This window comes from Pelomonas sp. KK5 (genome assembly GCF_001984095.1).
In the GTDB taxonomy this organism is placed as follows: Bacteria; Pseudomonadota; Gammaproteobacteria; order Burkholderiales; family Burkholderiaceae_C; genus KK5.
Window position 1 is genome coordinate 1 of sequence record NZ_LYVQ01000051.1, and the last position, 24,840, is coordinate 24,840.

Genomic DNA, 24,840 nt, shown 5'->3' on the forward strand with positions numbered 1-24,840 from the left:
GGGTGGCACCGAGCTGGAACAGCGCCGTACCGCCGAGCGCCGCGGAGGCGCCGGCGGCCAGGCGATGCTCGCCGAGCCAGCCGCCGTTGAGGCTCGGCAGCAATTGCAGCTGCGGGCCTTCCGCCGCACCGTTCCACTGCAGCTGGGCATGGGCAGGCGCCATGTGGGCGTCATCGAGCACGATGTCGCACTCGGGCGAGCGGCCGATGCTGGCGGGCCAGCGGCGGATCTTGTGGACGCTGCGGACCTGGCCGTCGCGCCCAAGCACCTCGATCACTGCGAAGCCTTGGTGTTCGCCGACGTCCATGCGAAGCCCTCCAGGTAATGTGCGGTCAGTTTCAGCGCGTTGTCGAAGGACACGCCGCGCGCGTCGAAGCGGCCGAGCGCGCCCTCGGTGGCCGAATCCACGGTGGTGACGAGGACGCTGAGGTCATGCAGGCCATCCAGCTTGCGGTAGGCGCGCAGGCAGACGACGGCGCGCAGCGGCAGCCCCTCCCGGTCGATGAACTCCTCCTTGCAGAAGGGCGCGGTGCGGGCCTTGTCGCTGCGGCCCAGGGCCTCGTTGCGGAAGCTGCCGCTGTACTGCTTCGAGAAGCGCAGCGCGCCGAGCTTGCGGCCGTCATAGGCCTCGTGGGACATCTCAAGCCAGCCGGTCTGCATCGCGCCGCTGACGAACAGCGCATGCTCCATGCGGCACTGCGAGCGTTGGAACTCCAGCCCCTTGGTGTCGGCCGGCGTGCCGCGGCCCCAGCAGCGCATGAACTGCTCCTGCGGCACCGGCAGCCGGTAGCGCTGGTGCCCGGCGGACTGCCAGGGCTGGGCGATGAAGCGAGCGGTGAGCTCGTCCTGATAGGCCGTCAGCTGCTCGCGCAGGCGCGACCAGACGGGCTTGGTGATCGGCTTGGCATCGCGGCTCTTCTCGTACAGCGCCTGCGCGTACTGGCCCGGCACCAGGAAGCTCATCTGCTGGGCGAACACCATCATCGAGACGTTGATCCCGACCACGCGGCCCGACTCGTCCACCACCGGGCCGCCGCTCATGCCGGGGTTGATGGCGCCGGAGTAGTAGATCAGCCCGTCGAAGCTGCGCTCGACCAGGCCGTTGTAGGTGCCCTCGACGACGGCGAAGGCCACGTCGTGCGGGTTGCCCATCGAGTAGATGCGGTCGCCCTTGGAGAGCGAGTCCTTGCGCGAACGGAAGTCCAGCTCGCCGCGCTTGCCGAGGTCCTGGCCCTGAGCCGGCACGGCGCGCAATAAGGCCAGGTCTCGACGGACATCGAAGTCCAGCAGCTCCAGCGCCCCTTCCTGGCCCTCGGTCGTCGCATAGCGCAGCCGGTAGCGCTCGGGCTCCAGCGCGAACTGGCTGACGACGTGGTAGTTGGTGATGATGCGGCCGTCTTGGCTGACCAGGAAGCCGGAACCGACCGAAGCCTGGCTGTCCTGCGTCTTCAGCAGCGTGCGGATCTGCAGCAGCTGGGAACGGGAGGCGTCATAGAGGCGGCGGGCGGCAGCGGACACCGGAGCGGGCGCCGAGGCAGCCTCGGCGGGCGGCTGGGCCGCGATGGGCTCCGGCGCTGCGGTCGCCCCCAGCGCCGACAGCAGCATTGAGGCCGCCACCGTCAGGCGCAAGACCTGGATCATCATCAACATGGGCTGTGCGGGCAATCGGTTCTCCTGGAACGTCGCGCTGACTGTACGGTGGATCAAGTGCCCGCGTCGGGCCAGAACTGCACCTTGTTCGGCTGCAGCTCGGGCGAGAGCACGAAGTGTTCCGCATGCTTCTTGAACAGCCGCGTCGAGGCCTGCGTGCGGCCCAGCAGGCCGGCCTGGCGCAGCGCCTGCGCGGCCTCGCCGAGCTCGACCCGCTCGCCGCCGCGCAGCACGGGCACCGCCTGCAGGATGGCCTCGACCTCGGCCGGCAACGCCACGGCCTCGGCGACGGGTTCGACAAGGACCGGCTCGACGACGGGCAGCGCCTCGGCCGCCTTCTTGCCGCGCGGCGCGCGCTTGCGGGCGGGCTTGGCGGCCTGCACTTCGGCGATCGGCTCGGGGGCCTTCCCGGCCGGCTTCGCGACAGGTTTCGCGGCCGGTTTCTCGACGGGCTTCTCGACAGGCTTCCTGGTCGGCTTCTCCGCCGGCCTGTTCGCGGCCTTCTTCGCAGCGACCTTGGCCGCGCGATGCTCGATGTCGTCGTACTGGTCGTAGGCCGCCTGCACGCCCTCGCCGGTCTTGCCCTGCTGGCCGAAGCCGCGCACCCAGGCGCCCTTCTCGCGCAGTCGCCCGACCAGCGGCGTGAAGTCGGAGTCCGAGGACACGATCGCCACCACGTCGGGCCGCTCGGCGATGACCAGGTCCATCGCATCGACGGCGAGCGCGATGTCCGTCGAGTTCTTGCCGACCGACAGGTTGACCATCGGCCGCAGCGACAGCCGCTTCAGGAAGCCGGCGTTGTGCTGGGCCTGCTCGGCCGTGCAGTAGGCGCGGCGCACGTGGATGGCGCCGTAGTCCTTGAAGGCGATCTCGAAGGCCTGGGCGATGACTTCCGGGGAGCAGTTGTCGAAGTCGACCAGCAGCATGACGCGCCGCGGGCGGGCCATCACACGAGCCTCCAGCTCAGCGCCTCGCCGCCGCGCAGCGGCTTCAGCTGCGCGTCGCCGAAGGGCACGGCCTCGGGCAGCGTCCATTCCTGCCTGGCCAGCGTGACCGTGCCGGTGTTGCGCGGCAGGCCGTAGAAGTCCGCGCCGTTGAAGCTGGCGAAGGCCTCGAACTTGTCCAGCGCGCCCATGGCCTCGAAGGCCTCGGCATACAGCTCCAGCGCGGACAGCGCCGTGAAGCAGCCGGCGCCGCAGACGGAGTTCTCCTTCAGCTGCGAGGCATGCGGGGCGCTGTCGGTGCCGAGGAAGAATTTCGTGCTGCCCGACGTGGCGGCCTTCAGCAGCGCCAGGCGGTGCTCCTCGCGCTTGAGCACCGGCAGGCAGTAGTAGTGGGGGCGCAGGCCGCCCATGAAGATGGCGTTGCGGTTGTAGAGCAGGTGCTGTGGGGTCAGCGTGGCGGCGGTGAACTTGTCCGACGCGGCGACGTACTCGGCGGCTTCCCTGGTGGTGATGTGCTCGAAGACGACCTTCAGTTCCGGCATGTCCGCGCGCAGCGGCGTCATCACGCGGTCGATGAAGACGGCCTCGCGGTCGAACACGTCGATGGCGGGGTCGGTCACCTCGCCATGGACCAGCAGCAGCAGGCCCGCCTTCTGCATCGCCTCCAGCGTCTTGTAGGTCTTGCGGATGTCGGTGACGCCGGCGTCGCTGTTCGTCGTGGCGCCGGCCGGGTAGAGCTTCAGCGCGACGACGCCGGCGTCCTTGGCGCGCGCGATCTCGTCGACCGGCGTGTTGTCGGTCAGGTACATCGTCATCAGCGGCTCGAAGCTGATGCCTTCGGGCACGGCGGCGAGGATGCGCTCGCGGTAGCTCGTAGCCTGCGCCGCGGTGGTGACCGGCGGGCGCAGGTTGGGCATGACGATGGCGCGGGCGAACTGGCGCGCCGTGTAGGGCACGACGCTCTTCATCGCCGCCTCGTCGCGGAGATGCAGGTGCCAGTCGTCGGGGCGGGTGATGGTGAGGGTGGTCGGTGCGGTGCTCATGCGCCGCATTGTCCCCTCAGATCAGTGTTGAAGAATCTTCGCGAGGAAGTCCTTGGCGCGCGGCGAGCGCTCCTCCGGCTTGCCGAAGAAATCGGCGCTGGTGCAGTCCTCGATGATCTTGCCGGCGTCCATGAAGATCACGCGGTTGCTGACCTTCTTGGCGAAGCCCATCTCGTGGGTCACGCACATCATCGTCATGCCCTCGTGCGCGAGCTTGACCATCACGTCCAGCACCTCGCCGACCATCTCAGGGTCGAGCGCCGAGGTGGGCTCGTCGAACAGCATCACGATCGGGTCCATGGACAGCGCGCGGGCGATCGCCACGCGCTGCTGCTGGCCGCCGGAGAGCTGGCCGGGGAACTTGTCCTTGTGCGCCGACAGGCCGACGCGGTCCAGCATCTTCAGGCCGCGCGTCTTGGCATCGTCGGGCTTGCGGCCCAGCACCTTGATCTGCGCCAGCGTCAGGTTCTCGGTCACGCTCAGGTGCGGGAACAGCTCGAAATGCTGGAACACCATGCCCACGCGCGAGCGCAGCTTGGGCAGGTCGGTCTTGGCGTCGGAGATCGAGGTGCCGTCGACGACGATGTCGCCCTTCTGGATCGGCTCCAGCGCGTTGACGGTCTTGATCAGCGTGGACTTGCCCGAGCCCGAGGGGCCGCAGACGACGACCACCTCGCCCTTGGCGATACTGGTGGTGCAGTCGGTCAGCACCTGGAAGGGGCCGTACCACTTGGAGATGTTCTTGATGTCAATCATTTTGCTCAAGCCTCAACGGATGATCGCGATCTTCTTCTGCAGCCGGCGCACCAGCATCGACAGCGTGAAACAGATGACGAGATAGACGAGTGCGGCGACCAGGTAGGTCTCGACCGGGCGGTTGAAGTTCTTGCCCGCCACCTCGAAGCCCTTCAGCAGGTCATAGGCGCCGACCGCATAGACCAGCGAAGTGTCCTGGAACAGCACGATGGTCTGGGTCAGCAGCACCGGCAGCATGTTGCGGAAGGCCTGCGGCAGCACCACGAGTTGCATCGTCTGCCGGTAGGTCATGCCCATCGCATAGCCGGCGAAGACCTGGCCGCGCGAGACCGACTGGATGCCGGCCCGCATGATCTCGGAGTAGTAGGTGGCCTCGAACAGCGTGAAGGTGATCAGCGCCGACTTCTCGGCGCCCAGGGGACCGATCACGTAGGGGATCAGCAGGTAGAACCACAGGATCACCATCACCAGCGGAATCGAGCGCAGCGTGTCCACATAGGCGGCGGCGGGCTTCTCGAGCCAGGGCTTGCCCGAGAGCCTCATCAGCGCCAGCAGCGTGCCGAGGATGATGCCGCCGATCATGGCGGTGAGCGTCAGCTGGATCGAGAAGAAGAAGCCCTTGGCGACGAAGCTGCTGACGACGTCCCACGTCAAAAAGGAAAAATCGAGATGCGTCATGGCGTGTTCACTTCGCTCCCAGGATGCCCGGCACGCGCACGCGCTGCTCGATGAACTTGGCGATCCGGTTGATCAGGAAGGCCGAGACGAAATACAGCAGCGTGACCGGCAGGAAGATCTGCACGAAGCTGGACTGCTCCGAGGCCTGCTGCGCGTACTGCGCCAGCTCGGGGATGCTGACCGCGAAGGCCACGGCCGAGTTCTTGACGATGTTCATGCTCTCGCTGGTCAGCGGCGGAATCACGATGCGGAAGGCCATCGGCAGCAGCACGAAGCGGTAGGTCTGCGGCAGCGTGAGGCCCATGGCCAGGCCCGCGTAGCGCTGGCCCTTGGGCAGCGTGTTGATGCCGGCCTTGACCTGCTCGGCAATCCGCGAGGAGGTGAACAGGCCGATCGCGATGATCACGAGGACGGCTGAGGGCACGGCCTGCAGCGAGGTGAAGATCTGCGGCACCACGTGGTACCAGAGGAAGACCTGGACGATCAGCGGGATGTTGCGGAACAGCTCGGTCCAGGTCTCGCCGAGCATGGCCACCTTCTTGTTGGGCACCGTCCGCAGCACGCCGACGATGGAGCCCATCACGAGCGCCACCAGCAGGCCGGCGATGGACACGTACATCGTCCAGCCCCAGGCCTTGAGCATCGCGTCCAGATAGGTTTCGTAGCCCGGTGCGCCCAGGCATTTCGGCGCGGCCTCGGCCGTCACCATGTCCGTGCAGTAGAGGGACCAGTCCCAACTCGCCATCGTCCAACTCCCCGTTATGCAAAGCGGGTGCGCTGGGGCACCCGCTGTTGCTGAATGGCCGGCGCTGCGCCGGCCCCTTCATCACTTACTTCTTGGCGTACTCTTCGACCGGCTTGTCATTCGGGTTCGCCCATGCGTCCTTGGTGGCAGCCGTGGCGGGCAGGCCGACGCGGGTGTTCGTCGGCGGGATCGGCTGGGTGAACCACTTGTCGTACATCTTGGCGATCTGGCCGGACTTCATCAGGCCCTTGATGCTGTCGTCGACCGCCTTCTTGAAGGCCGGGTCGTCCTTGCGGATCATGATCGCGATCGGCTCGACGGAGAGCACTTCGCCGACGATCTTGTAGTCGGCCGGGGCCTTGGACTTGGCGATGTTGCCGGCCAGGATCTGGCCGTCCATCACGAAGGCGTCGGCGCGGCCCGATTCGAGCAGCAGGAAGCTGTCGGCGTGGTCCTTGCCGAAGACTTCCTTGAAGTCGACGCCGTTGGCACGCTCATGCTTGCGCAGCAGCTGCACCGAGGTGGTGCCGGTCGTGGTGGCGACGTTCTTGCCGGCCAGCTGCGCAATCGAGGTGATGCCCGAATTGGCCTTGACGGCGATGCGCACTTCCTCCACGTAGGTGGTGACGGCGAAGGCCACGTCCTTGCCGCGGGTGGCGTTGTTGGTGGTGGAGCCGCACTCGATGTCCACCGTGCCGTTCTGCACCAGCGGCACGCGGTTCTGCGAGGTCACCGGCAGGTACTTGATCTCCAGCTTGGCCAGGCCCAGCTGCTTCTGGACATCGCCCAGCACATGCTGGCAGATCTCCACGTGATAGCCCACGTACTTGCCGTCGCCCAGCGTGTACGACAGGGCACCGGAAGACTCGCGCACGCCCATCGTGGCCACGCCGCTGTCCTTGATCTTCTTCAAGGTGTCTTCGGCATGGACGGCGCCGGCCAGCACGGCCAGCGAGAGGGCAAGCAGGGTTTTCTTCATATCGGAAAGCTCCAGATAACGGGTTCGAATCGAGGGACAGAGCAGACCATGGGCGACGAGCGCCCCGAATACGGGTTTGCACTGATTTTTTGGTCCCAGGCACATGCCAAACCGGCATGACGCAATGAGCATGCCATCATGCCTTGCGGCCATGCGCTGAGACTCGAAGTTAGGCCGCCAGGCGGCTCAGCGGGTGAGAAAGTCCCACAGCGCCAGCGCGGCCGGCTTGTTGCGGCGGGACTGCTCGGGGCGCTCGCGATAGATGCGCAGCTCCATGCTCAGTTCGTACTCGCCGACCTGGGCTGCGCGCACCAGGGCGCCGGCCTTCAATTCCTTCTTGACCGAGCTGGCGGGCAGGAAGCTCAGGCCATGGCCCTCCAGCGCCATCGCCTTCAGGCCCTCCGCCATGTCGGTCTCGTACACCGCGTCCAGGTTCAGCGGCGTGGCCGACTCCTTGACGATCAGCTCCACCAGCCGCCCCAAGTAGGCGCCGCCGGCGTAGCTGAGGAAGGGAATCTTCTGACCCGGGTGGCCCGGCAGCCGGAACATCGGCTCGCCCTGGGCATTGGCCTTGGCATACGGCGCCAGGGTCTCGTGACCCAGCGACGCCATCTCGTAGCGCTCCGGATCAAGTTGTAGGGGTTGACTGGCGTGGTGATAGACGACAAGCAGATCGCAATTGCCTTCACTGAGCTGCAGCGTCGCGTCGTGGACATTGAGCGCATTGAGGCGACTCTTCAGCGAGCCGAAGCGCTGGCGCAGGTCCATCAGCCAATGGGGGAAGAAGCTGAAGGCCAGCGAGTGCGGCACCGCGAACTCGATCATGTCCTGGCTGGACGCCTGGTGGCTGCGCAGCATGTTGCGGGTGGACTGCAGATTGCCCAGGATCTCGACCGCCTGGGCCAGCAGGGTCTCGCCAGCGCCGGTCAACCTCGTCGGATAGGAGGAGCGATCCACCAGATCCACCCCGGCCCAGGCTTCCAGCGCCTGGATGCGGCGCGAGAACGCCGGCTGGGTCACATGCCTCAGCTGGGCGGAGCGCGAAAAACTGCGCGTCTCGGCCAGGCTGACAAAGTCTTCGAGCCATTTGGTTTCCACCGGCTCAGTGTAGTCGTGCCGTTGTAGGACGCCATTTGAACGAGGGGGAGGGTTTGCTACCAGACTTACCCCAGGGCGGGGAAATTACCCCCTCAAGTCAAGGGGGTGCTGACACCAACAAACATGTAACCCGTGATTACAGTCTTCGCTAACGTCCCTTAATAAATTGACCCCCAGGAGTGAGGCCATGAACACGATCAAAAGCGCTCTGACCAGCTTGCTGATGGCGGCGACCCTGCCCGTACTGGCCAGCCCCACGGTGGTTGATTTCGAGAGCCTGGGCGACACCATCCAGGCCAGCGCCGCCAAGAAGGCGGCCGCCGCAGGATCCTATGCCAACGGCGCCATCGTCATTGCCGGCAGCACCGCCTGGCTGGAAACCTCCAAGGGCTACTACGGCAGCGCGGCGCTCGGCAACTTCTACGGCAACTACGGCGGCACGACCACCAGCTTCGCCACGAACAAGGCCGCCCTGCTGGTGAGCAACGCCACCGGCGGTGACGACATCTCGTTCCGCGTGAATATCGCCAACGGTTTCAACGGCGTGTTCAGCACCTCTTTCGTCGGCGAAGGCCAGGTGTCCTTCATCGCCTATGACAAGAGCGGCACCGAGATCGACCTCACCCCCGGCGCCTCGGATCCGGTGGGCACCAGCAGCAATGCGGCCTGCCTGGGAAGCGCCTACTGCAATTGGGACCTTCTGTCGTACGACTTCGGCAGCACCGATGTCTACTCGATCGAACTCTTCGGCACCAATGGCAAGGTCTTCTTCGACAACCTGAGCTTCGGCAACCTGCTGGCCGGCCCGACCAACCCGGGCGGTTCGGTTCCCGAGCCGGGCGGCGTGGCACTGAGCCTGGCCGCGCTGGGCGCGCTGGGCTGGACGCGCAAGCGCGTCGCTCGCCGCTGATCGAATCGACGACCGAAAAAAGGGGCCGCACATGCGGCCCCTTCTCTTTTCACTGTGCGTCGCCGCCGCTCTGCTGCAGGCGCCACATGCGGGCGTAGGCGCCCTGCCGGGCCAGCAGGGCCTCGTGGCTGCCACGCTCGACGATGCGGCCGGCCTCCAGCACCAGGATCTCGTGGGCGTCGACGATGGTGGAGAGCCGGTGGGCGATCACCAGGACCGTCTTGTTGCGCCCCACCGACTCCAGTTCCGCCTGGATCGCCCGCTCGTTGCTGGAGTCCAGCGCCGAGGTGGCCTCGTCGAAGATCAACAGCGGGGGATTCTTCAGCAGCGTGCGGGCGATGGCCACGCGCTGCTTCTCGCCGCCGCTGAGCTTGAGGCCGCGCTCGCCAACCATCGTGTCGTAACCCTTGGGCGTGGCCGAGATGAAGCCGTGGATGTGGGCGGCGCGGGCAGCACCCTCCACCTGTTCCTGCGTCGCCCCCGGGGCACCGTAGGCGATGTTGTAGGCCACGGTGTCGTTGAACAGCACGGTGTCCTGCGGCACGATGCCGATCGACCGGCGCAGGCTGGCCTGGGTGGCGGCACGCACATCCTGGCCGTCGATGGTGATGGCACCGCCGTCCACGTCGTAGAAGCGGTAGAGCAGCCGCGCCAGCGTGCTCTTGCCGGAGCCGCTGGGGCCGACGACGGCCACCTTCTTGCCGGCCGGGATCTCGAAGCTCACGTCATGCAGGATCGGCCGGGCCGGCTCGTAGCCGAAGTTGACATGCTCGAAGCGGACCGCGGCGCCGTCGACTTTCAGCGTTAGCGCCCCAGGCCCGTCGGCCACCTCTCGCTCGCGCTCCAGCAGGCGGAACATCTTGTCCAGGTCGGTCAGGCTCTGCTTGATCTCGCGGTAGATCACGCCGAGGAAGTTCAGCGGGATATAGAGCTGGATCATGAAGGCGTTGACCATCACCAGGTCGCCCAGACTCATCTTGCCGTCGACTACGCCCTGCGTCGCCCGCCACAGCATCGCCACCAGCGCGAAGGCGATGATCAACTGCTGGCCGGTATTGAGCATGGACAGCGTCGTCTGCGAGCGCAGCTGCGCCTTGCGCAGCTTCTCCAGGCTCTCGTCGTAGCGGCGGGCCTCGAAGTCTTCGTTGTTGAAGTACTTGACGGTCTCGTAGTTCAAGAGCGAGTCGATCGCCTTCGAATGGGCGACCGAGTCCAGCTCGTTGAGCAGGCGGCGGAACTTGGTGCGCCATTCGGTCACCGTCACCGTGAAGCTGATGTAGATCACCAGCGCCGCGAAGGTGATCCAGGCGAACCAGGCATCGAACTTGACGCCCAGCAGCGTCAGCACCAGCACCACCTCGATCAGCGTCGGGACGATGCTGTAGAGCGAGTAGGAGATCAGCGACTGCACCGCGCGGGTGCCGCGCTCGATGTCGCGGGTCATGCCGCCGGTCTGGCGCTCCAGGTGGAAGCGCAGGCTGAGGTCGTGCAGGTGGCGGAAGACCTGCAGCGAGATCGAACGCGCCGTGCCCTCGGTCGCCTTGGCGAAGATCAGCTCGCGCAGCTCGGTGAACAGGCTGGTCGACAGCCGCAGCGCGCCGTAGGCGACCAGCAGCCCGAGCGGCACGACGGCCAGGCTCTCGGCCGAGCCCGGCTTGATCGCCATGCGGTCCACCAACGTCTTCAGCAGCACCGGCACGCCGACGTTGCTCATCTTGGCGCCCAGCATGAACAGCAGCGCCAGGCTGACACGCCACCGGTAGCGCCACAGATAGGGCAGCAGCTTGGCGACGGTGCTCCAGTCGCCGGGTTGAGGAGAGGGAGCGGAGGGGGCGGTTTCGGCGGGAGCGCTGCTGCGTCGCATGGTTTGACTGAGAATGGAGGCCGATTCTCTCAGTTCAAGCCATGACCGACGCCACCACCTCTTCCGCCCTCCATCCCCTCGGCCCGCGCGAACTCGTGATGCGCGTGATGCCGATGCCGGCCGATGCCAACAACAACGGGGACATCTTCGGCGGCTGGATCATGGCCCAGGTGGACCTGGCGGGCTCGGTGCTGCCGGCGCGCATCTCGCGCGGCCGCGTGGCGACGGTGGCCGTCAACGAGTTCATCTTCAAGCAGCCGGTCTCGATCGGCGACCTGCTGACCTTCTACGCCACCGTCGTGCGCGTCGGCCGCACCTCGATCACCGTGCACGTGGAGGTGGAGGCCGAGCGCAACCCGGCCGACCCGCAGGTGGTGAAGGTGACGCAGGCCAACCTGACCTACGTCGCGATCGACAAGGAAGGCAAGCCCCGCGCGTTCACTCGAACTGGCTGAAGTCCGGCTTGCGCTTCTGGAAGAAGGCCTGGAAGGCTTCCTTCGCTTCCGGCTTGCGCAGACGATCGCCGAAGACGGCCGCCTCGGCCTTGTAGGTCTCGCGCAGCTGGGCGCGCAGCGGCTCCTTCATCAGGCGCTTGCTGTCGCGCACGGCACCCGGGGCCAGGTTGTTGAAGCGCTCGGCCACGCGGCGCGCGTGATTGAGCACTTCGCCGGCCGGCAGCACCGCGTTGGCGATGCCGCATTCCACGGCCTGCTCGCCGGTGAAGGGATCGCCCAGCAGCAGCTTCTCGGCGGCGCGGCGGCTGCCCATCAGCTGCGGCACGATCACGCTGGAGGCGAACTCGGGCACCAGGCCCAGGCCGACAAAAGGCATGGCCAGGCGCGCGTCATCCGCCACATAGACGAAGTCGCAATGCAGGAGCATCGTCGTGCCGATGCCGATGGCGGCGCCGGTGACGGCGGCGACCACCGGCTTGTCGCAGCCGATCAGCGCTTCCATGAACTGGAACACCGGAGCGTCCAGGCCCGAGCGCGGGCTGTTCATGAAGTTGTCGATGTCGTTGCCCGAGGTGAAGATGCCCGGCTGGCCGGTGATCAGGATGGCGCGCACCTGGCCGTCGGCGCCGGCCGCGTTGATCGCGTCGGCCATCGCCAGGTACATCTCCTGGGTCAGGGCGTTCTTCTTCTCGGGGCGGGCGATCTCGATCGTGGCGACGCCGTCGACGATGGCGGTCTTGATGCTCATGGGTGATGTCTCCTAACGGGGTTCATTCAGGATTGTTGCTGAAGCCACGCCGGCACCTGGGGCCAGAGCGTGGCGGCGAAGCGGTCGCGGAAGAAGCCGAAGTGGCCGATGCGGCGGGCACCGACCTCGTTCGGGGCGATGCGTCGCATCTCGGGGCGCGCACCGGCATAGAAGCCGTGCAGTGATTCCATGTTGCGGCGTGACATGAACTCGTCGTCGGTGAAGCCGAGCGACAGCATCGGCAGCGTCATTGCCGCGTACTGGGCACGCAGCGCCTCGCCGCCTTCATCGCCCATCATGTAGTCCCGATGCAGGCACCAGCGGCGCCACTGCGCCATCACGCCGCGCGGCAGGTCGCCGACCTTGCGCAGCTTGCGGCCCGGGAAGTAGCCGAACAGCGGCAGCGCGACAGGCACCACGACATACCAGAGCCACCACACGTAGCGCCTTAGTTGAGCGGCGTTCTCGCGCCAGTAGCCGCTGCCGCAGCCGACGGTGACGGCCCGCGTCACGAGATGCCGGTTGGGCACCATGCCGAGGATCTGGCCGCCCAGCGAGTGGCCGAGCCAGTGGATCGGCTTGTCGCCGAGTTGCCTTGAAAGCTCGTCGAGCGCCGCCGCGGCGTCGAGCGTGGCCCAGGTGCCGATGTCCGCGTCCAGGTCCTTGAGCGAACCCGCACGCGAGGCGCCCATGCCCCGATAGTCGAAGCACAGCACCAGCCAGCCCTGCTCCGCCATCCATTCGGCGAAGTCCGCGTAGTAGCGCTGCTCCACGCCCATCGCGGGCGCGAGCAGCAGGCCCGCGCGGGCCTGTGTCGGATCACCATGCAGATGGCCGCTCAGCTCACAACCATCTGCGGCCTGGATGCGGAGCGGCTGGTTCATAGTCGGTAGGAATCCGTTCGGGCTGAGCCTGTCGAAGCCGCAGTGGCGAGCGCGGGCCCTTCGACAGGCTCAGGGCGAACGGTTCGGCACTCCGTTCGGGCTGAGCCTGTCGAAGCCGCGATGGCGAGCACGGGCCCTTCGACAAGCCTGTCCTGAGCCCGTCGAAGCGGCTCAGGGCGAACGGGTGATCCATTCATAGGCCGCGCGCGCTGCTTACAGCCGCTCGATGATGCCCGCAGCGCCCTGGCCGGCGCCAACGCACATCGTCACCATGCCGTACTTCGCGCCGGTGCGGCGCAGGCCGTGGATCACCGAGGCCGCGCGGATCGCGCCGGTAGCGCCCAGCGGGTGGCCCAGGGCGATCGCGCCGCCGTTCGGGTTCACCTTCGTGCGGTCCAGCACGATGCCCTTGCTGTCCAGGTCGTTCAGCACGGCCAGCGACTGCGCGGCGAAGGCTTCGTTCAGTTCCACCCAGCCCAGGTCCTCGGCCTTGATGCCGGCGAGACGCAGCGCGGCGGGGATCGCCTCGATCGGGCCGATGCCCATGATCTCCGGCGGAACACCACGCACGGCAAACGACACGAAGCGCGCCAGCGGCGTCAGGCCGAAGCGCTTGACTGCGGCTTCCGAAGCGACGATCAGCGCGCCGGCGCCATCGGACGTCTGCGAGCTGTTGCCGGCCGTCACGCTGCCCTTGGCGGCGAACACCGGGCGCAGCTTGGCCAGGCCTTCGACCGAGGTGTCGGCACGCGGGCCTTCGTCGATGTCGACGATGCGCTTCTTCGTGATGACGGAGCCATCGGCCAGGTTCGGCGAACGGGTGATCACCTCGAAGGGCGTCATCTCGTCCTTGAAGTGGCCGGCCTCGATCGCAGCCAGCGCACGGCGGTGCGATTCCAGCGCGAAGGCGTCCTGCTCTTCACGCGAGACCTTCCACTGCGCGGCCACCTTCTCGGCCGTCAGGCCCATGCCGTAGGCCAGGCCGATGTTCTCGTCGCGCTCGAAGATCGCGGGCGGGAAGGACGGCTTGTTGCCGCCCATCGGCACCATCGACATCGACTCGACGCCGCCGGCGATCATCACTTCAGATTCGCCAACGCGGATGCGGTCCGCCGCCATCGCCAGGGCCGTGATGCCCGAGGCGCAGTAGCGGTTCACCGTCACGCCGCCGACCGTGTTCGGCAGGCCCGACAGCACCGCCGCCACGCGGGCGATGTTCATGCCCTGCTCGGCCTCGGGGAAGGAGCAGCCGATGATGGCGTCCTCGATCACGCTGGGGTCAAGACCTGGCACCTGGGCCATCGCGGCCTGGATGGCGCGGCTCAGCATCTCGTCCGGGCGCGTGTTCTTGTAGTAGCCGCGGCCCGACTTGCCGATGGGCAGGCGCGTGGCGGCGCAGATATAGGCTTCTTGAACTTGCTTGCTCATGATTCTTGGTACTCCGTGATCAGTTGCGGACGGGCTTGCCGGTCGACAACATGCCCATGATCCGTTCCTGGGTCTTCGGGTGCTCCAGCAGCCCGCAGAAGTGCTTGCGCTCCAGCGACATCAGGTACTCCTCGGTCACCAGCGAGCCGGCCTCGACGTCGCCGCCGCAGACCACGTCGGCGATCAGCGCGGAGATGTGGAAGTCGTGCTGGCTGATGAAGCCACCGTCGCGCATATTGGCGAGCTGCGCCTTCACCGTCGCGATGCCCGAGCGGCCCGCCACCGGGAACACCGCCTTCAGCGGCGGACGGTAGCCGGAGTCGGCCATCGCCTTGACCTGGGCCGAGGCGACGAACAGCAGCTCGTCCTTGTTCGGCACGATCACGTCGCCGTCGATCAGTAAGCCCATCTTCTGCGCTTCCAGCGCCGAGGTGGCGACCTTGGCCGTGGCGGCCGAGGTGAAGCCGTCCTTGACGAAGGCGAAGATGTCCGCGTTGGCATTGCCGGCCGCGGCCATCTCGGCGGCACGGCGGGCGATATAGGTCAGGCCGCCGCCGCCGGGCAGCAGGCCCACGCCCACTTCCACCAGGCCGACATAGCTCTCCATGTGCGCCACGCGGCGCGCGCTGTAGACCGCCAGCTCGCAGCCGCCGCCCAGGGCCAGGCCGCGCACCGCCGACACCACCGGCACCTGCGCGTAGCGCACGCGCAGCATCATGTCCTGCAGCTTCTTCTCCTCGGGCGCGATGCCCTTGGCGCCGGACTTCATGAACACCGGCATCAGCGACTCGAGGTTGGCGCCGGCCGAGAACACGTCGTCCGGCGACCAGATCACCAGGCCCTTGTACTTCGCCTCGGCAATCTCGACGGCCTTCAGCAGGCCGTCCGTCACCGTCGGCGAGATCAGGTGCAGCTTGGCGGTGATCGAGGCGATCAGCACCTCGCCATCCAGCGTCCAGACGCGCACTTCCTCGTTCTTGAACTCTTCGGTGCCGGCCTGCAGCGCGGGCACCGAGCCGTCGCCGACCAGCGCTTCCGGGAAGGCCTGGCGCTCGTACACCGGCAGCGCGGCGCGCGGCTTGAACTTGCCCTCGGCGGCGCTCCAGGAGCCGTCCTTCGAGTGCACGCCGCCGTTCTCGGCGACCGGGCCTTCGGTGACCCAGGCCGGCAGCGGGGCGCTGCTGAGCGTCTTGCCATCGGCGATGTCGGCGGCGATCCACTCGGCCACCTGCTTCCAGCCTGCGGCCTGCCACAGTTCGAACGGCCCCTGCTGCGAACCGAAGCCCCAGCGCATCGCGAAGTCTATTTCTCGAGCGGTGTCGGCCACGTCCGCGAGGTGCACGGCGGCGTAGTGGAAGCCGTCGCGCAGGATGGCCCACAGGAACTGCGCCTGCGGGTTGGTCGATTCGCGCAGCAGCTTGATGCGGTCTGCTGCGGGCTTCTTTAGCATGCGGCCGACGATCTCGTCCGCCTTCTTGCCACCGGCCACGTATTCACCCGCGGCGAAGTCCAGGCGCTGGATGTCCTTGCCGACCTTCTTGTAGAAGCCGGCGCCGGCCTTCTGGCCCAGCGCGCCCTTCTCGATCAACGCAGCCAGCACCTTGGGCGTGGCGTACATGCTGTAGAACGGATCGGCCTGCAGGTTGTCCTGCATGGTCTTCATCACGTGGGCCATCGTGTCCAGGCCCACCACGTCCGCCGTGCGGAAGGTGCCCGACGAGGCGCGGCCCAGCTTCTTGCCGGTCAGGTCGTCGACGACGTCCACGCTCAGGCCGAACTTCTCGGCCTCGATCATCGTGGCCATCATGCCGGCGACGCCGATGCGGTTGGCGACGAAGTTCGGCGTGTCCTTGGCGCGCACGACGCCCTTGCCGACGCTGGTCGTCACGAAGGCTTCGAGCTTGTCCAGCACGTCGGCTTCGGTCGTTGGCGTGTTGATCAGCTCCACCAGGTACATGTAGCGCGGTGGGTTGAAGAAGTGGATGCCGCAGAAGCGCGGCTTGATGCTCTCCGGCAGCACTTCGCTCAGCTTGGTGATCGACAGGCCCGAGGTGTTGGACGCGACGATGGCGTGCGGCGCGACGAAGGGCGCGATCTTCGTGTACAGATCGAGCTTCCAGTCCATGCGCTCGGCGATGGCCTCGATGATCAGGTCGCAGTCCTTCAGCAGTTCGAGGTGTTCCTCGTAGTTGGCCTGCTGGATCAGGGCGGCGTCGGCCACATTGCCGAGCGGCGCGGGCTTGAGCTTCTTCAGGCCTTCGATCGCCTTGCTGACGATGCCGTTCTTCGGGCCTTCCTTGGCCGGCAGGTCGAACAGGACCACGGGCACCTTGACGTTGACCAGGTGCGCAGCGATCTGCGCACCCATCACGCCAGCGCCGAGCACGGCGACTTTGCGAACTTGGAATCGACTCACGGAACTTCTCCTTCGGTGATGTGTTTTTTACTCAGCGGTCACTCGGCCTTCTGCCACACCTGCGTGCGGTAGAGGAAGCCGATGTAGCCGCGCACGTTCAGCGTCTTGCCGCCGTCGGTGGACCACAGCTTGGTCTTGTAGGTCTTGCCGTTGGTGGGGTCGAGGATCTCGCCGCCACTCCATTGGGTCTTGTCATCGGCATCGGGCTTGACGCCGCGGATGATGGTCAGGCCGACGATCGGCTTGTCCTTGCGATCGTCCTTGCACTGGTCGCACTTGTCGGCCTGCTTGGCGGGGTCGAGGATCTTCTCGATCGAGCCGGAGAGCACGCCGTCGTGTTCGGTGATGCGCACCAGCGACTTGGCCGTCTTGCCGTCGTCGTCGATGGTCTTCCACAGACCCACCGGGCTGGCGGTCTGTGCGAATACGGCGTTAGCGGCGACGCACAGGGCGGCAGCCGTGATGAGCTTCATCTTCATGCAGCGTCTCCCGATCAGAACAGGGCTTCGTCCATTTCCATCAGCGTCGGCAGGCCGGTCCGCGCGGTGCGGATCAGCGAGGCCGTCTCGGGCAGCAGCTTGGCGAAGTAGAAGCGCGCGGTGGCCAGCTTGGCGATGTAGAACTTGTCGCCGCTGTTCTGCTTCTCCAGCGCCACCTTGGCCATGCGGGCGAAGAAATAGGCGAAGCACAGGTGGCCGACGACGCGCAGGTAGTCCACCGCGGCGGCGCCCACTTCGTCGGGGTTCTGGAAGGCCTTCATGCCGATCTCGGTGGTCAGCTTGGTGACCTTGTCGCCGATGTCGGCCAGCGGGTTGATGAACTCCTGCATCGCCTCGCTGGTGCCCTCTTCCTCGACGAAGGCGGCGATCTTCTTGCCGAACTTCTTCAGCGTGGCGCCGTTGTTGCCCAGGATCTTGCGGCCCAGCAGGTCCAGCGACTGCACGGTGTTCGTGCCTTCGTAGGTCATGTTGATGCGGGCATCGCGGACGAACTGCTCGGCGCCGGTCTCGTGGATGTAGCCGTGGCCGCCGAACACCTGCATGCAGTGCGAGGTGGCGAGCCAGGCGTTGTCGGAGATGAAGGCCTTGACGATCGGGGTCAGCAGCGCGACTTCGTCCTCGGCTTCCTTGGCTTCGTCGGCATCGTCGGACGACAGCGCCTTGTCCAGCATCAGCGCCACGTACATGGACAGCGCGCGGCCGCCTTCGGCGTAGGCGCGGGCGGTCAGCAGCATCTTGCGCACGTCGGGGTGCACGATGATGGGGTCGGCCGGCTGGCTCGGCACCTTGGGGCCGGACAGCGCGCGCATCTGGATGCGGTCCTTGGCGTAGGCCACGGCGTTCTGGTAGGCCACTTCGGTCAGGCCCAGCGACTGGTTGCCCACGCCCAGGCGTGCGGCGTTCATCATCACGAACATCGCGGCCAGGCCCTTGTTCGGCTGGCCCACCAGCGTGCCGACGGCGCCGTCCAGCGTGATCTGGCAGGTCGAGTTGGCGTGGATGCCCATCTTGTGCTCGAGGCCCGTGCAGAAGACCGGGTTGCGATCGCCCAGCGAACCGTCGGCCTTGACCGCGAACTTCGGCACGACGAACAGCGAGATGCCCTTGGAGCCCGCGGGCGCATCGGGCAGGCGGGCCAGCACCAGGTGGACGATGTTGTCCACCATGTCGTGCTCGCCGGCCGAGATGAAGATCTTCGAGCCGGTGATCTTGTAGCTGCCGTCGGCCTGCGGTTCGGCCTTGGTGCGCAGCAGGCCCAGGTCGGTGCCGCAGTGCGGCTCGGTCAGGCACATCGTGCCGGTCCATTCGCCGCTGGTCAGCTTGGGCAGGTAGGTCTTCTTCTGCTCGTCGGTGCCGTGGGCATGCAGCGCTTCATAGGCGCCGTGCGACAGGCCGGGGTACATGGTCCAGGCCTGGTTGGCCGAGTTCAGCATCTCGTAGAGCGCCTGGTTCAGCACCACCGGCAGGCCCTGGCCGCCGTAGTCCGGGTCGCAGCCCAGCGCGGGCCAGCCGCCTTCCACGTACTGCGCATAGGCTTCCTTGAAGCCCTTGGGCGGCTTGACCTCATGGGTGGCCTTGTCCAGCGTGCAGCCTTCCAGGTCGCCGCTCAGGTTGATCGGGGCGATCACTTCGGCGGCGAACTTGCCGCCCTCTTCCAGCACGGCGTTGATCGTGTCGGCATCCACGTCGGCATGCGCCGGCAGTTGCTTGAGCTCGTCGACGGCGCCCAGCACTTCGTGGAGGACGAATTGCATGTCGCGCAGCGGCGGGGTGTACAAGGGCATGGCGGTCTCCTGGAATCTGAAGGAGTGGATGGAGGGGAAGGGAAGGAAAAGACTCAAGGAGCCGTGCGGCGATGCTGGGCATCGGCCGCGCGGCCTTCGGGTGTCGCGTAGTACTCGACCATGCGCTCGAAGCCCGTGCCGGCGCGCGGCACGGCGCCGGGCGTGCGCATGAAGCGGGCATCGTGGTGCAGCGAGAGGATCAGGCCGTGCAGTTCGAACAGCACCTGCTCGACGTCGGTATCGACGCGCAGGTGGCCGACTTCCTTGGCCAGCACGATCGCGCGGCTCAGCGCCGAATGCCAGGCATGGACCATTGCCACCAGCGCGTCGCGCACCGGGCCGGGCCGGTCGTCGAACTCGACGGCGCCGCTGATGTAGATGCAGCCGGAGTCGATCTCCTGCGAGACGCGGTGCACCCAGCGCTCGTACAGCGCGCGCAGCCGCGGCAGGCCGCGGGTCTCGCCGATGGCGGTGAAGAAGACCTCTTCCTCGAAGCGGCGGTGGTATTCGGTGACGACGGCAATCTGCAGTTCCTCGCGCGAGCCGAAATGGGCGAACACACCGGACTTGCTCATCTTGGTCACGTCCGCCAGCGCGCCGATCGACAAGCCTTCAAGGCCCATGTGCGAGGCCAGCGCCAGCGCGGCGTCGAGGATCACCGAGCGGGTCTGCTGGCCCTTCTGCAGCGAGCGCGTGGCGCGGGCCGGCTTGGGCGGGATGTCGACGGTGGATGCGGTCACGTTGTCGTCGCTTGAGGACTGGAGTGGCGCGCATAATAAAACGAACGGTCGTGCTTTTTTAAGAATTTTTTGTGTCGCCTTCGATTCGGTGACAAGTCGATGAATCGCTCACCGCCATGAGGGTTAGCCCTGATGATTCCGCTTAAAGCTTGAGTTAGCGCGCACTATTGAAGTAATCTCCGCAGCTTAGGAGGTCAACGCTGTGGACGTGCTTCAACTGGACGTCTCTGGCAGGCCGCAAGCCTGGATCACGACCCGTGAAGCCGCCGTGATCTATGCCAGCGACGGCATTGCCTGGACGCTTGGAGATCCTTGCCAGACGCTGCGGGGCGGCCTGCAGCGCCGCACCGGCATGCAGTCGCGCATCGAGGTGCACCCGATCGTCGCGGTGCGCGGCGCGGTGCCGAGCCGCGCCTGGCGCCAGGCGCCCGCGCTGTCCAACGGCAAGCTCTTCGTGCGCGACCGCCACGTCTGCGCCTACTGCGGCCACACGCACGCGGTGGACGACCTGACCCGCGAGCACATCCTGCCCACCTCCCGAGGCGGGCTCGACACCTGGATGAACTGCATCACCGCCTGCCGCGGCTGCAACGGCCGCAAGGGCAGCCGGCTGCCGGAGGAGGCGAACATGAGCCTGCTCTACCTGCCCTATGTGCCGAGCCTGCACGAGGACATGATCCTGCGCGGGCGGCGGATCCTGGCGGACCAGATGGAATTCCTGCTGGCGAGCGTGCCGAAATCGAGCCGGCTGCACGGTTAGCGTGAGCTTTTGCGCTGGATTGCTGCGGGGTAAAGCCGCCGCCGCATAGCCTTGAGCCAGTCAACCTCGGCACAATGTCGATCGTTGCTCGCACAAAACGCGCGTGCACTCGAGGAGTTCCCATCATGTTCAAGAAGCTGTTGATCGTCGCCACCGTGGCCGCCCTGTCCGCCTGCGCGACCAGCAATCCAGACGTCGTCCATTACCGCGACACCCAGCAGATGGGCATCGTGCAGGACGCCACCGTCCTGTCCATCCGCCCGGTCACCGTCGACGGCTCGCAGAGCGGCGCGGGCGTCGTCGGCGGCGCCATGATCGGCTCGGTCGCCGGTGGCGGCGTCGGCGGCAACTGGCGTGACCGCCAGGCCGGCAGCGTCGTCGGCCTGATCGCCGGCGCGCTGATCGGCAATGCCGTCGAGCGCAGCGCCACCCGCCAGGAAGCCTATGAGATCGTCGTGCAGCTGCGCAACGGCGAGCGCCGCTCGATCATCCAGGCCCGCGGCGAAGAGTCCTTCAACGCCGGCGATCCGGTGGTGCTGACCACCACCGCCGGCCGTACCCGCGTCTCGCGCGCGCCGTCCGTGGTCGCCGCGCCGAAGAGCTGATCGATCGATCAGGCCGCAGCAGCGGCCTGCATGCGTTCACGCCGGCGCAGCCGCCGCGTGAACGCCAGCGACACCAGCAGCAGCCCGGCCGCGCCGGCGCTGAACAGCCAGGGCGTGCCGATGCGCCCGACCAACTGGCCCGACAGGGCCACCCCGGTCGACTGCCCCAGGAAGAAGCAGGACGCGAACGAGGCTACCGCCGCCCCGCGCCGCGCGGGCGCCATCTGGGTGGCGTTGAGCTGCAGCGTGTTGTGCATCATGTAGAAGCCCAGGCCCGTGGCCAGCGCCACCGGCAGCGCCAGCAGCCATGAGGGCGTCAGCGCCATCGTCACCAGCGCGGCCACCATCAGCAGCCCGCCGCCCAGCGCCAGCCCGCTCTCGCCCAAGGCGCCCACCAGCCGCCGCGCCGCCATCGCATAGATAAAACCGCCGGCGCCGAACAGCATCACCACCAGGCCCGCAGCCGACAGCGACAGCCCCAGCCGCTCGTGCAGGTGCGTGGCGAAGAAGGCGAACGGCCCGTACAGGCAGACGCCCTCCAGGTAGACGGTCAGCAGGATCATCCGCGCCCAGGGCTGCGCGAGCACATGGCCGAAGTCATCCACGATGCGCGCCAGTGCCGAGCCGCCCTCCCCCGCGCGCTGCAGCCGCGCCCGCGCCGGCAGGCGCCGGTCGATGGTGAACAGCGCCAGCGCAATGCAGGCGAAGAACACGGTCAGCAGCACATAGGGCACGCGCCAGCTCAAGTGGTCCGCCGCGAAACCGCCCAGCGCCACGCCGGCCGAGAGCCCGACGATCTGCCCGATCAGGAAGCGCGCCAGCACCGGCTGCCGCTCGGCGTAGTCCACCACATCGCCGATCCAGGCCATCGACAGCGGAATGATCGCCGCCGCCGTCATGCCCGCCAGCAGCCGTGCCAGGCGCAGTTCCGCGAAACCCGGCGCCAGCGCGCACAGCAGCGAGGCCAGCGTGCAGGCCACCGTCGCGCAGGCAATCACCCGGTATTTGCCGAAGCGGTCGCCCAGCGGGCCGAACATCAGCTGCGCCAGGCCGTAGGCGATCGCGAACAGGCTGATCACCTGTGCCGCCTCGCCGACACCAATGCCGAACTCGCGCGCCAGCCGCGGCAGCAGCGGGTCGTTGATGCGCAAGGCCACGCCGCTGCCGAAGGCGGCGAGCGAGAGGCAGACGATGGCGCCGCGCGGCAGCGGCGTTTGCGGTTCTTCCTGCATGCGCCGCAGGATAGCGGCGCGAGGCTATTTGGTCTTCGGGCGGATCATGGTCCGCTGGAACCAGGCCTCGTTCATCTTCATCAGGAAGTTCGGATGGATGGGGAAGCCCGACTTGTCACCCAGCACCGCCTCGGCGCCGCAGTGCGGGCACATCGCCGTCTGCTTGGCCACCGCCACCGGGTCGTTCATCTGCTCCAGCGTATCCAGCCCGAGCCAGCCGACGATCTCCTCCGGCCGGAATATCTCCATGCAGTTGCAGCAGCCGCAGCGCTTGCTGTCGTGGAGCTGCGCGTAGTTGTTGGTGAGGTAGCGGTAGGCCGCGAGCAGCTCGTTCATGGATCCCTCGGCGCCGTGCATCGGCGGTGTTTTCGAGTGGAAACGATTGCGACACTCCGGTCAAGTTGGGCGTTAGGTCGGACGAATGACAATGCCCGGCATGCTGATCACCATCGCCCTCGCCACCCTCCCGGTCCTGCCGCAACTGAAGGCCTACCAGGTCGACCCGTCCTGGCTCACCCCGATCGAACCGCTGCGCATCGCCGATCACACCTGGCAGATCGGCACCGCCAACATCACCGCGCTGCTGGTGAAGACCTCCGAAGGCGCCGTGCTGCTGGATGGCGGCATGCCGCAGGCCGCGCCGCTGCTGCTGGCGAACATGAAGAAGCTCGGCGTCGAGCCCGGGCAGCTGAAGCTGATCCTGCACACCCATGCCCATGCGGACCACGCCGGCCCGCTGGCCGAGATCAAGCGCGCCACCGGCGCCACGCTGGTCAGCAATGCCGAATCGGCCGCCCTGCTGGCCCGCGGCGGCAGCCACGACATCCACTTCGGCGACAGCATCACCTACCCGCCCGTCCAGGCCGACCGCCTGCTGCAGGACGGCGAGCAGGTGACGCTGGGCGACACCACCTTCACCGTCACCTTCACCCCCGGCCACACGCCCGGCAGCATGAGCTGGAACTGGACCGACCGCCAGGGCGGCAGCAGCAAGCCGCTGGCCATCGCCTATGTGGACAGCCTCACCGCGCCGGGCTACCACCTGGACCACAACCCCGCCTTCCCGAAGATCCGCGAGGCCTACGCCCAAAGCATCGCCGCGATCCGCACCCTGCCCTGCGAGCTGCTGCTGACGCCGCACCCCGACCAGAGCGGCTGGCGCTACGCCGATGCGGCCCAGCCGCACCCGAAGCCGATGAGCTGCCGCGAGTACGCCGACGCGGCAGAGAAGGCGCTGCTGCGCTGACTCTCCTTCCACCCAAATCAGGCCGAAGTTCTCACTTGTACGGCTGAAGTCAAGCTCCTAATATCCGCGCCACGCCGCCATCCAGAGCGGTGACGAACAACCAGGCAGGAGACAGGACCTGATGAGCCGTGCCCGACTCGCACCGCTGGTCGCCAATGAGCTGGGCGTGCTCGAGGCCGTCATGTGGTCGCACGGCCCCTCGCGCGACGCGCTCGCCGCGCAGCTCGGCTTCTCGCGGACGCGGGCCAATGCCCTGGTCGCCGGCCTGATCGACGAAGGCTGGCTCGACGAGGTCGGCCCGCAGGCCTCCTCCGGCGGCCGCCGCGCCGAGACGCTGCAGTTGCACCGCGGCCTCGGCGTGCTGCTGGGCGTGGACCTGGGCGCCACCGGCGTCGAGGTGGCCGTGCTCGCGCCCGACCTGCAGGTGCTAGCCCGCCATGCGCAGCCGGTGGACGTGCGCGAGGGCCCCGGCGTGGTGTTCACGCTGATCCGCACGGTGATGCGCCGCCTGCTCACGCAGCTCAAGCTCAAGGCCCGCGACGTGCTGGGCATCGGCATCGGCGTGCCCGGCCCGGTGGACTTCGCCAGCGGCCAGCTGGTCGAGCCGCCGCTGATGCCGCTGTGGGACCGCTACTCGATCCGCGACGACCTGCGCGCCGAGTACGAGGCCCCCGTCTGGGTGGACAACGACGTCAACCTGATGGCGCTGGGCGAGCTCTGGCGCCTGCGGCGCACGCTGTCCAACTTCCTCGTCATCAAGATCGGCACCGGCATCGGCTGCGGCATCGTCTGCCACGGCGAGGTCTACCGCGGCGCCAACGGCTCGGCCGGCGACGTGGGCCACATCTGCGTGGACCCGGCCGGCCCGCGCTGCCGCTGCGGCAACCTGGGCTGCGTGGAGGCCATGGCAGCGGGCCCGGCCATCGCCCGGATGGGTGTCGAGGCGGCGCAGGCCGGCCAGAGCGAGTGGCTCGCTAACGCCTTATCCGAGCGGAGTGAACTGAGGCCCGAGGACATCGGCAACGCCAGCCGCCACGGCGATGCGGCGGCCAACGCGATCGTGCAGCGCTCGGGTGCGCTGGTCGGCCAGATGCTGGCCTCGGTGGTGAACTTCTTCAACCCGTCGCACGTCTTCATCGGCGGCGGCGTCACCGGCATCGGGCCGCTGTTCCTGGCCTCGCTGCGGCAGAGCGTCTACCAGCGCTCGCTGGCGCTGTCGACGCGGCATCTGGAGATCGGGCTGTCACCGCTGGGCGCCGATGCCGGCGTGATCGGCGCGGGCGTGCTGGCGCTGCAGGAAGTGCTGAGGCAGTCGGTCTCGTCCAAGCGTGAACGGGTGGCCGCATGAGCGCAGCGCCGGGCCGCCCCAAGCAAG

Annotated in this window: 25 protein-coding genes; 6 read left to right on the plus strand and 19 right to left on the minus strand. The window is 67.3% G+C overall.

What is annotated here, in order from left to right:
• The 9 genes from B0W88_RS10280 to B0W88_RS10320 all read right to left on the minus strand — a co-directional run.
• Positions 1-307 (minus strand): FHA domain-containing protein (locus tag B0W88_RS10280; protein WP_144006703.1); only part of this gene is annotated, 307 nt, incomplete at its 3' end.
• Complete coding sequence (locus B0W88_RS10285) at positions 274-1,650, minus strand: serine protease (RefSeq protein ID WP_077034572.1); 1,377 nt, start codon at positions 1,648-1,650, stop codon at positions 274-276. The genes B0W88_RS10280 and B0W88_RS10285, both read right to left, overlap by 34 nt.
• A gap of 53 nt (positions 1,651-1,703) precedes the next feature.
• Positions 1,704-2,597: an NYN domain-containing protein gene (locus B0W88_RS35180; RefSeq protein ID WP_077034573.1), complete on the minus strand. Its 894-nt coding sequence runs from the start codon at positions 2,595-2,597 to the stop codon at positions 1,704-1,706.
• A complete protein-coding gene (pyrC, locus tag B0W88_RS10295) occupies positions 2,597-3,637 on the minus strand; it encodes a dihydroorotase (protein ID WP_077034574.1) in 1,041 nt (346 codons plus the stop codon). Before pyrC ends, B0W88_RS35180 begins: the two co-directional genes overlap by 1 nt.
• A gap of 21 nt (positions 3,638-3,658) precedes the next feature.
• Positions 3,659-4,393, minus strand: a complete 735-nt coding sequence (locus tag B0W88_RS10300) for an amino acid ABC transporter ATP-binding protein (RefSeq protein ID WP_077034575.1) — start codon at positions 4,391-4,393, stop codon at positions 3,659-3,661.
• 12 nt (positions 4,394-4,405) lie between these two features.
• Positions 4,406-5,071, minus strand: a complete 666-nt coding sequence (locus tag B0W88_RS10305) for an amino acid ABC transporter permease (RefSeq protein ID WP_077034576.1) — start codon at positions 5,069-5,071, stop codon at positions 4,406-4,408.
• A gap of 7 nt (positions 5,072-5,078) precedes the next feature.
• A complete protein-coding gene (locus B0W88_RS10310) occupies positions 5,079-5,816 on the minus strand; it encodes an ABC transporter permease subunit (protein WP_077034577.1) in 738 nt (245 codons plus the stop codon).
• A gap of 85 nt (positions 5,817-5,901) precedes the next feature.
• Positions 5,902-6,795, minus strand: a complete 894-nt coding sequence (locus B0W88_RS10315) for an amino acid ABC transporter substrate-binding protein (RefSeq protein WP_077034578.1) — start codon at positions 6,793-6,795, stop codon at positions 5,902-5,904.
• A 186-nt stretch (positions 6,796-6,981) separates the two neighbouring features.
• Positions 6,982-7,893 (minus strand): LysR substrate-binding domain-containing protein, encoded by a 912-nt coding sequence (locus tag B0W88_RS10320; protein ID WP_077034579.1) that lies wholly within the window; start codon positions 7,891-7,893, stop codon positions 6,982-6,984.
• A 187-nt stretch (positions 7,894-8,080) separates the two neighbouring features.
• Between B0W88_RS10320 and B0W88_RS10325 the strand changes: the two genes are divergently transcribed.
• Positions 8,081-8,803, plus strand: coding sequence for a hypothetical protein (locus B0W88_RS10325; protein ID WP_077034580.1), 723 nt, complete (start codon positions 8,081-8,083; stop codon positions 8,801-8,803).
• Between the two features lie 49 nt (positions 8,804-8,852).
• Here the strand turns inward: B0W88_RS10325 and B0W88_RS10330 are convergent, their stop codons facing one another.
• Positions 8,853-10,667, minus strand: coding sequence for an ABC transporter ATP-binding protein/permease (locus B0W88_RS10330; protein WP_077034581.1), 1,815 nt, complete (start codon positions 10,665-10,667; stop codon positions 8,853-8,855).
• 41 nt (positions 10,668-10,708) lie between these two features.
• Here B0W88_RS10330 and B0W88_RS10335 point away from each other — a divergent pair, with 41 nt between their 5' ends.
• Positions 10,709-11,122, plus strand: coding sequence for an acyl-CoA thioesterase (locus B0W88_RS10335; protein ID WP_077034582.1), 414 nt, complete (start codon positions 10,709-10,711; stop codon positions 11,120-11,122).
• On the opposite strand, the gene B0W88_RS10340 is transcribed toward B0W88_RS10335, so the two are convergent.
• The 7 genes from B0W88_RS10340 to B0W88_RS10370 all read right to left on the minus strand — a co-directional run bounded on the left by B0W88_RS10340 (position 11,106) and on the right by B0W88_RS10370 (position 19,622).
• Positions 11,106-11,870, minus strand: coding sequence for an enoyl-CoA hydratase (locus tag B0W88_RS10340; protein WP_077034583.1), 765 nt, complete (start codon positions 11,868-11,870; stop codon positions 11,106-11,108). The genes B0W88_RS10335 and B0W88_RS10340 overlap by 17 nt on opposite strands.
• A 26-nt stretch (positions 11,871-11,896) precedes the next feature.
• Positions 11,897-12,754 carry an alpha/beta fold hydrolase gene (locus tag B0W88_RS10345; protein ID WP_077034584.1) on the minus strand — a complete coding sequence of 286 codons (858 nt, stop codon included), beginning with the start codon at positions 12,752-12,754 and terminating at the stop codon, positions 11,897-11,899.
• Positions 12,755-12,967: 213 nt separating this feature from the next.
• On the minus strand, positions 12,968-14,182 hold the full coding sequence (locus B0W88_RS10350; protein WP_077034585.1) for an acetyl-CoA C-acyltransferase: 1,215 nt from the start codon (positions 14,180-14,182) through the stop codon (positions 12,968-12,970).
• Positions 14,183-14,201: 19 nt separating this feature from the next.
• On the minus strand, positions 14,202-16,598 hold the full coding sequence (locus B0W88_RS10355; RefSeq protein WP_077034586.1) for a 3-hydroxyacyl-CoA dehydrogenase/enoyl-CoA hydratase family protein: 2,397 nt from the start codon (positions 16,596-16,598) through the stop codon (positions 14,202-14,204).
• A 38-nt stretch (positions 16,599-16,636) separates the two neighbouring features.
• Entirely contained in the window at positions 16,637-17,077 is a 441-nt protein-coding gene (locus B0W88_RS10360) for a DUF2147 domain-containing protein (RefSeq protein ID WP_077034587.1), read from the minus strand.
• Positions 17,078-17,091: 14 nt separating this feature from the next.
• Positions 17,092-18,882 carry an acyl-CoA dehydrogenase C-terminal domain-containing protein gene (locus tag B0W88_RS10365; protein WP_077034588.1) on the minus strand — a complete coding sequence of 597 codons (1,791 nt, stop codon included), beginning with the start codon at positions 18,880-18,882 and terminating at the stop codon, positions 17,092-17,094.
• A gap of 53 nt (positions 18,883-18,935) precedes the next feature.
• A complete protein-coding gene (locus B0W88_RS10370; protein WP_077034589.1) occupies positions 18,936-19,622 on the minus strand; it encodes a TetR/AcrR family transcriptional regulator in 687 nt (228 codons plus the stop codon).
• Positions 19,623-19,824: 202 nt separating this feature from the next.
• On the opposite strand from B0W88_RS10370, the gene B0W88_RS10375 reads away from it, so the two are divergent.
• Both B0W88_RS10375 and B0W88_RS10380 read left to right on the plus strand, forming a co-directional pair.
• The gene (locus B0W88_RS10375; RefSeq protein ID WP_077034590.1) at positions 19,825-20,382 is read left to right on the plus strand and encodes an HNH endonuclease; all 558 of its coding nucleotides are present in this window, start codon (positions 19,825-19,827) and stop codon (positions 20,380-20,382) included.
• 125 nt (positions 20,383-20,507) lie between these two features.
• Positions 20,508-20,987 carry a hypothetical protein gene (locus B0W88_RS10380; RefSeq protein ID WP_077034591.1) on the plus strand — a complete coding sequence of 160 codons (480 nt, stop codon included), beginning with the start codon at positions 20,508-20,510 and terminating at the stop codon, positions 20,985-20,987.
• 8 nt (positions 20,988-20,995) lie between these two features.
• Here the strand turns inward: B0W88_RS10380 and B0W88_RS10385 are convergent, their stop codons facing one another.
• Positions 20,996-22,219, minus strand: coding sequence for an MFS transporter (locus tag B0W88_RS10385; protein WP_077034592.1), 1,224 nt, complete (start codon positions 22,217-22,219; stop codon positions 20,996-20,998).
• A gap of 24 nt (positions 22,220-22,243) precedes the next feature.
• Complete coding sequence (locus tag B0W88_RS10390) at positions 22,244-22,555, minus strand: hypothetical protein (protein ID WP_144006705.1); 312 nt, start codon at positions 22,553-22,555, stop codon at positions 22,244-22,246.
• Between the two features lie 85 nt (positions 22,556-22,640).
• Here B0W88_RS10390 and bla point away from each other — a divergent pair, with 85 nt between their 5' ends.
• Positions 22,641-23,465: a subclass B3 metallo-beta-lactamase gene (gene bla / locus B0W88_RS10395; protein WP_369973871.1), complete on the plus strand. Its 825-nt coding sequence runs from the start codon at positions 22,641-22,643 to the stop codon at positions 23,463-23,465.
• Between the two features lie 160 nt (positions 23,466-23,625).
• Positions 23,626-24,813 carry an ROK family protein gene (locus B0W88_RS10400; protein WP_077034600.1) on the plus strand — a complete coding sequence of 396 codons (1,188 nt, stop codon included), beginning with the start codon at positions 23,626-23,628 and terminating at the stop codon, positions 24,811-24,813.
• Positions 24,814-24,840: the final 27 nt, after the last annotated feature.

Coding starts and splice junctions, on each gene's coding strand:
- B0W88_RS10305 (WP_077034576.1), bottom strand. CDS start 5,071: ATGACGCATCTCGATTTTTCCTTTTTGACGTGGGACGTCGTCAGCAGC.
- B0W88_RS10330 (WP_077034581.1), bottom strand. CDS start 10,667: ATGCGACGCAGCAGCGCTCCCGCCGAAACCGCCCCCTCCGCTCCCTCT.
- B0W88_RS10390 (WP_144006705.1), bottom strand. CDS start 22,555: ATGAACGAGCTGCTCGCGGCCTACCGCTACCTCACCAACAACTACGCG.
- B0W88_RS10350 (WP_077034585.1), bottom strand. CDS start 14,182: ATGAGCAAGCAAGTTCAAGAAGCCTATATCTGCGCCGCCACGCGCCTG.
- B0W88_RS10345 (WP_077034584.1), bottom strand. CDS start 12,754: ATGAACCAGCCGCTCCGCATCCAGGCCGCAGATGGTTGTGAGCTGAGC.
- bla (WP_369973871.1), top strand. CDS start 22,641: ATGACAATGCCCGGCATGCTGATCACCATCGCCCTCGCCACCCTCCCG.
- B0W88_RS10300 (WP_077034575.1), bottom strand. CDS start 4,393: ATGATTGACATCAAGAACATCTCCAAGTGGTACGGCCCCTTCCAGGTG.
- B0W88_RS35180 (WP_077034573.1), bottom strand. CDS start 2,597: ATGGCCCGCCCGCGGCGCGTCATGCTGCTGGTCGACTTCGACAACTGC.
- B0W88_RS10310 (WP_077034577.1), bottom strand. CDS start 5,816: ATGGCGAGTTGGGACTGGTCCCTCTACTGCACGGACATGGTGACGGCC.
- B0W88_RS10380 (WP_077034591.1), top strand. CDS start 20,508: ATGTTCAAGAAGCTGTTGATCGTCGCCACCGTGGCCGCCCTGTCCGCC.
- B0W88_RS10285 (WP_077034572.1), bottom strand. CDS start 1,650: ATGTTGATGATGATCCAGGTCTTGCGCCTGACGGTGGCGGCCTCAATG.
- B0W88_RS10340 (WP_077034583.1), bottom strand. CDS start 11,870: ATGAGCATCAAGACCGCCATCGTCGACGGCGTCGCCACGATCGAGATC.
- B0W88_RS10365 (WP_077034588.1), bottom strand. CDS start 18,882: ATGCCCTTGTACACCCCGCCGCTGCGCGACATGCAATTCGTCCTCCAC.
- B0W88_RS10325 (WP_077034580.1), top strand. CDS start 8,081: ATGAACACGATCAAAAGCGCTCTGACCAGCTTGCTGATGGCGGCGACC.
- pyrC (WP_077034574.1), bottom strand. CDS start 3,637: ATGAGCACCGCACCGACCACCCTCACCATCACCCGCCCCGACGACTGG.
- B0W88_RS10335 (WP_077034582.1), top strand. CDS start 10,709: ATGACCGACGCCACCACCTCTTCCGCCCTCCATCCCCTCGGCCCGCGC.
- B0W88_RS10385 (WP_077034592.1), bottom strand. CDS start 22,219: ATGCAGGAAGAACCGCAAACGCCGCTGCCGCGCGGCGCCATCGTCTGC.
- B0W88_RS10360 (WP_077034587.1), bottom strand. CDS start 17,077: ATGAAGATGAAGCTCATCACGGCTGCCGCCCTGTGCGTCGCCGCTAAC.
- B0W88_RS10315 (WP_077034578.1), bottom strand. CDS start 6,795: ATGAAGAAAACCCTGCTTGCCCTCTCGCTGGCCGTGCTGGCCGGCGCC.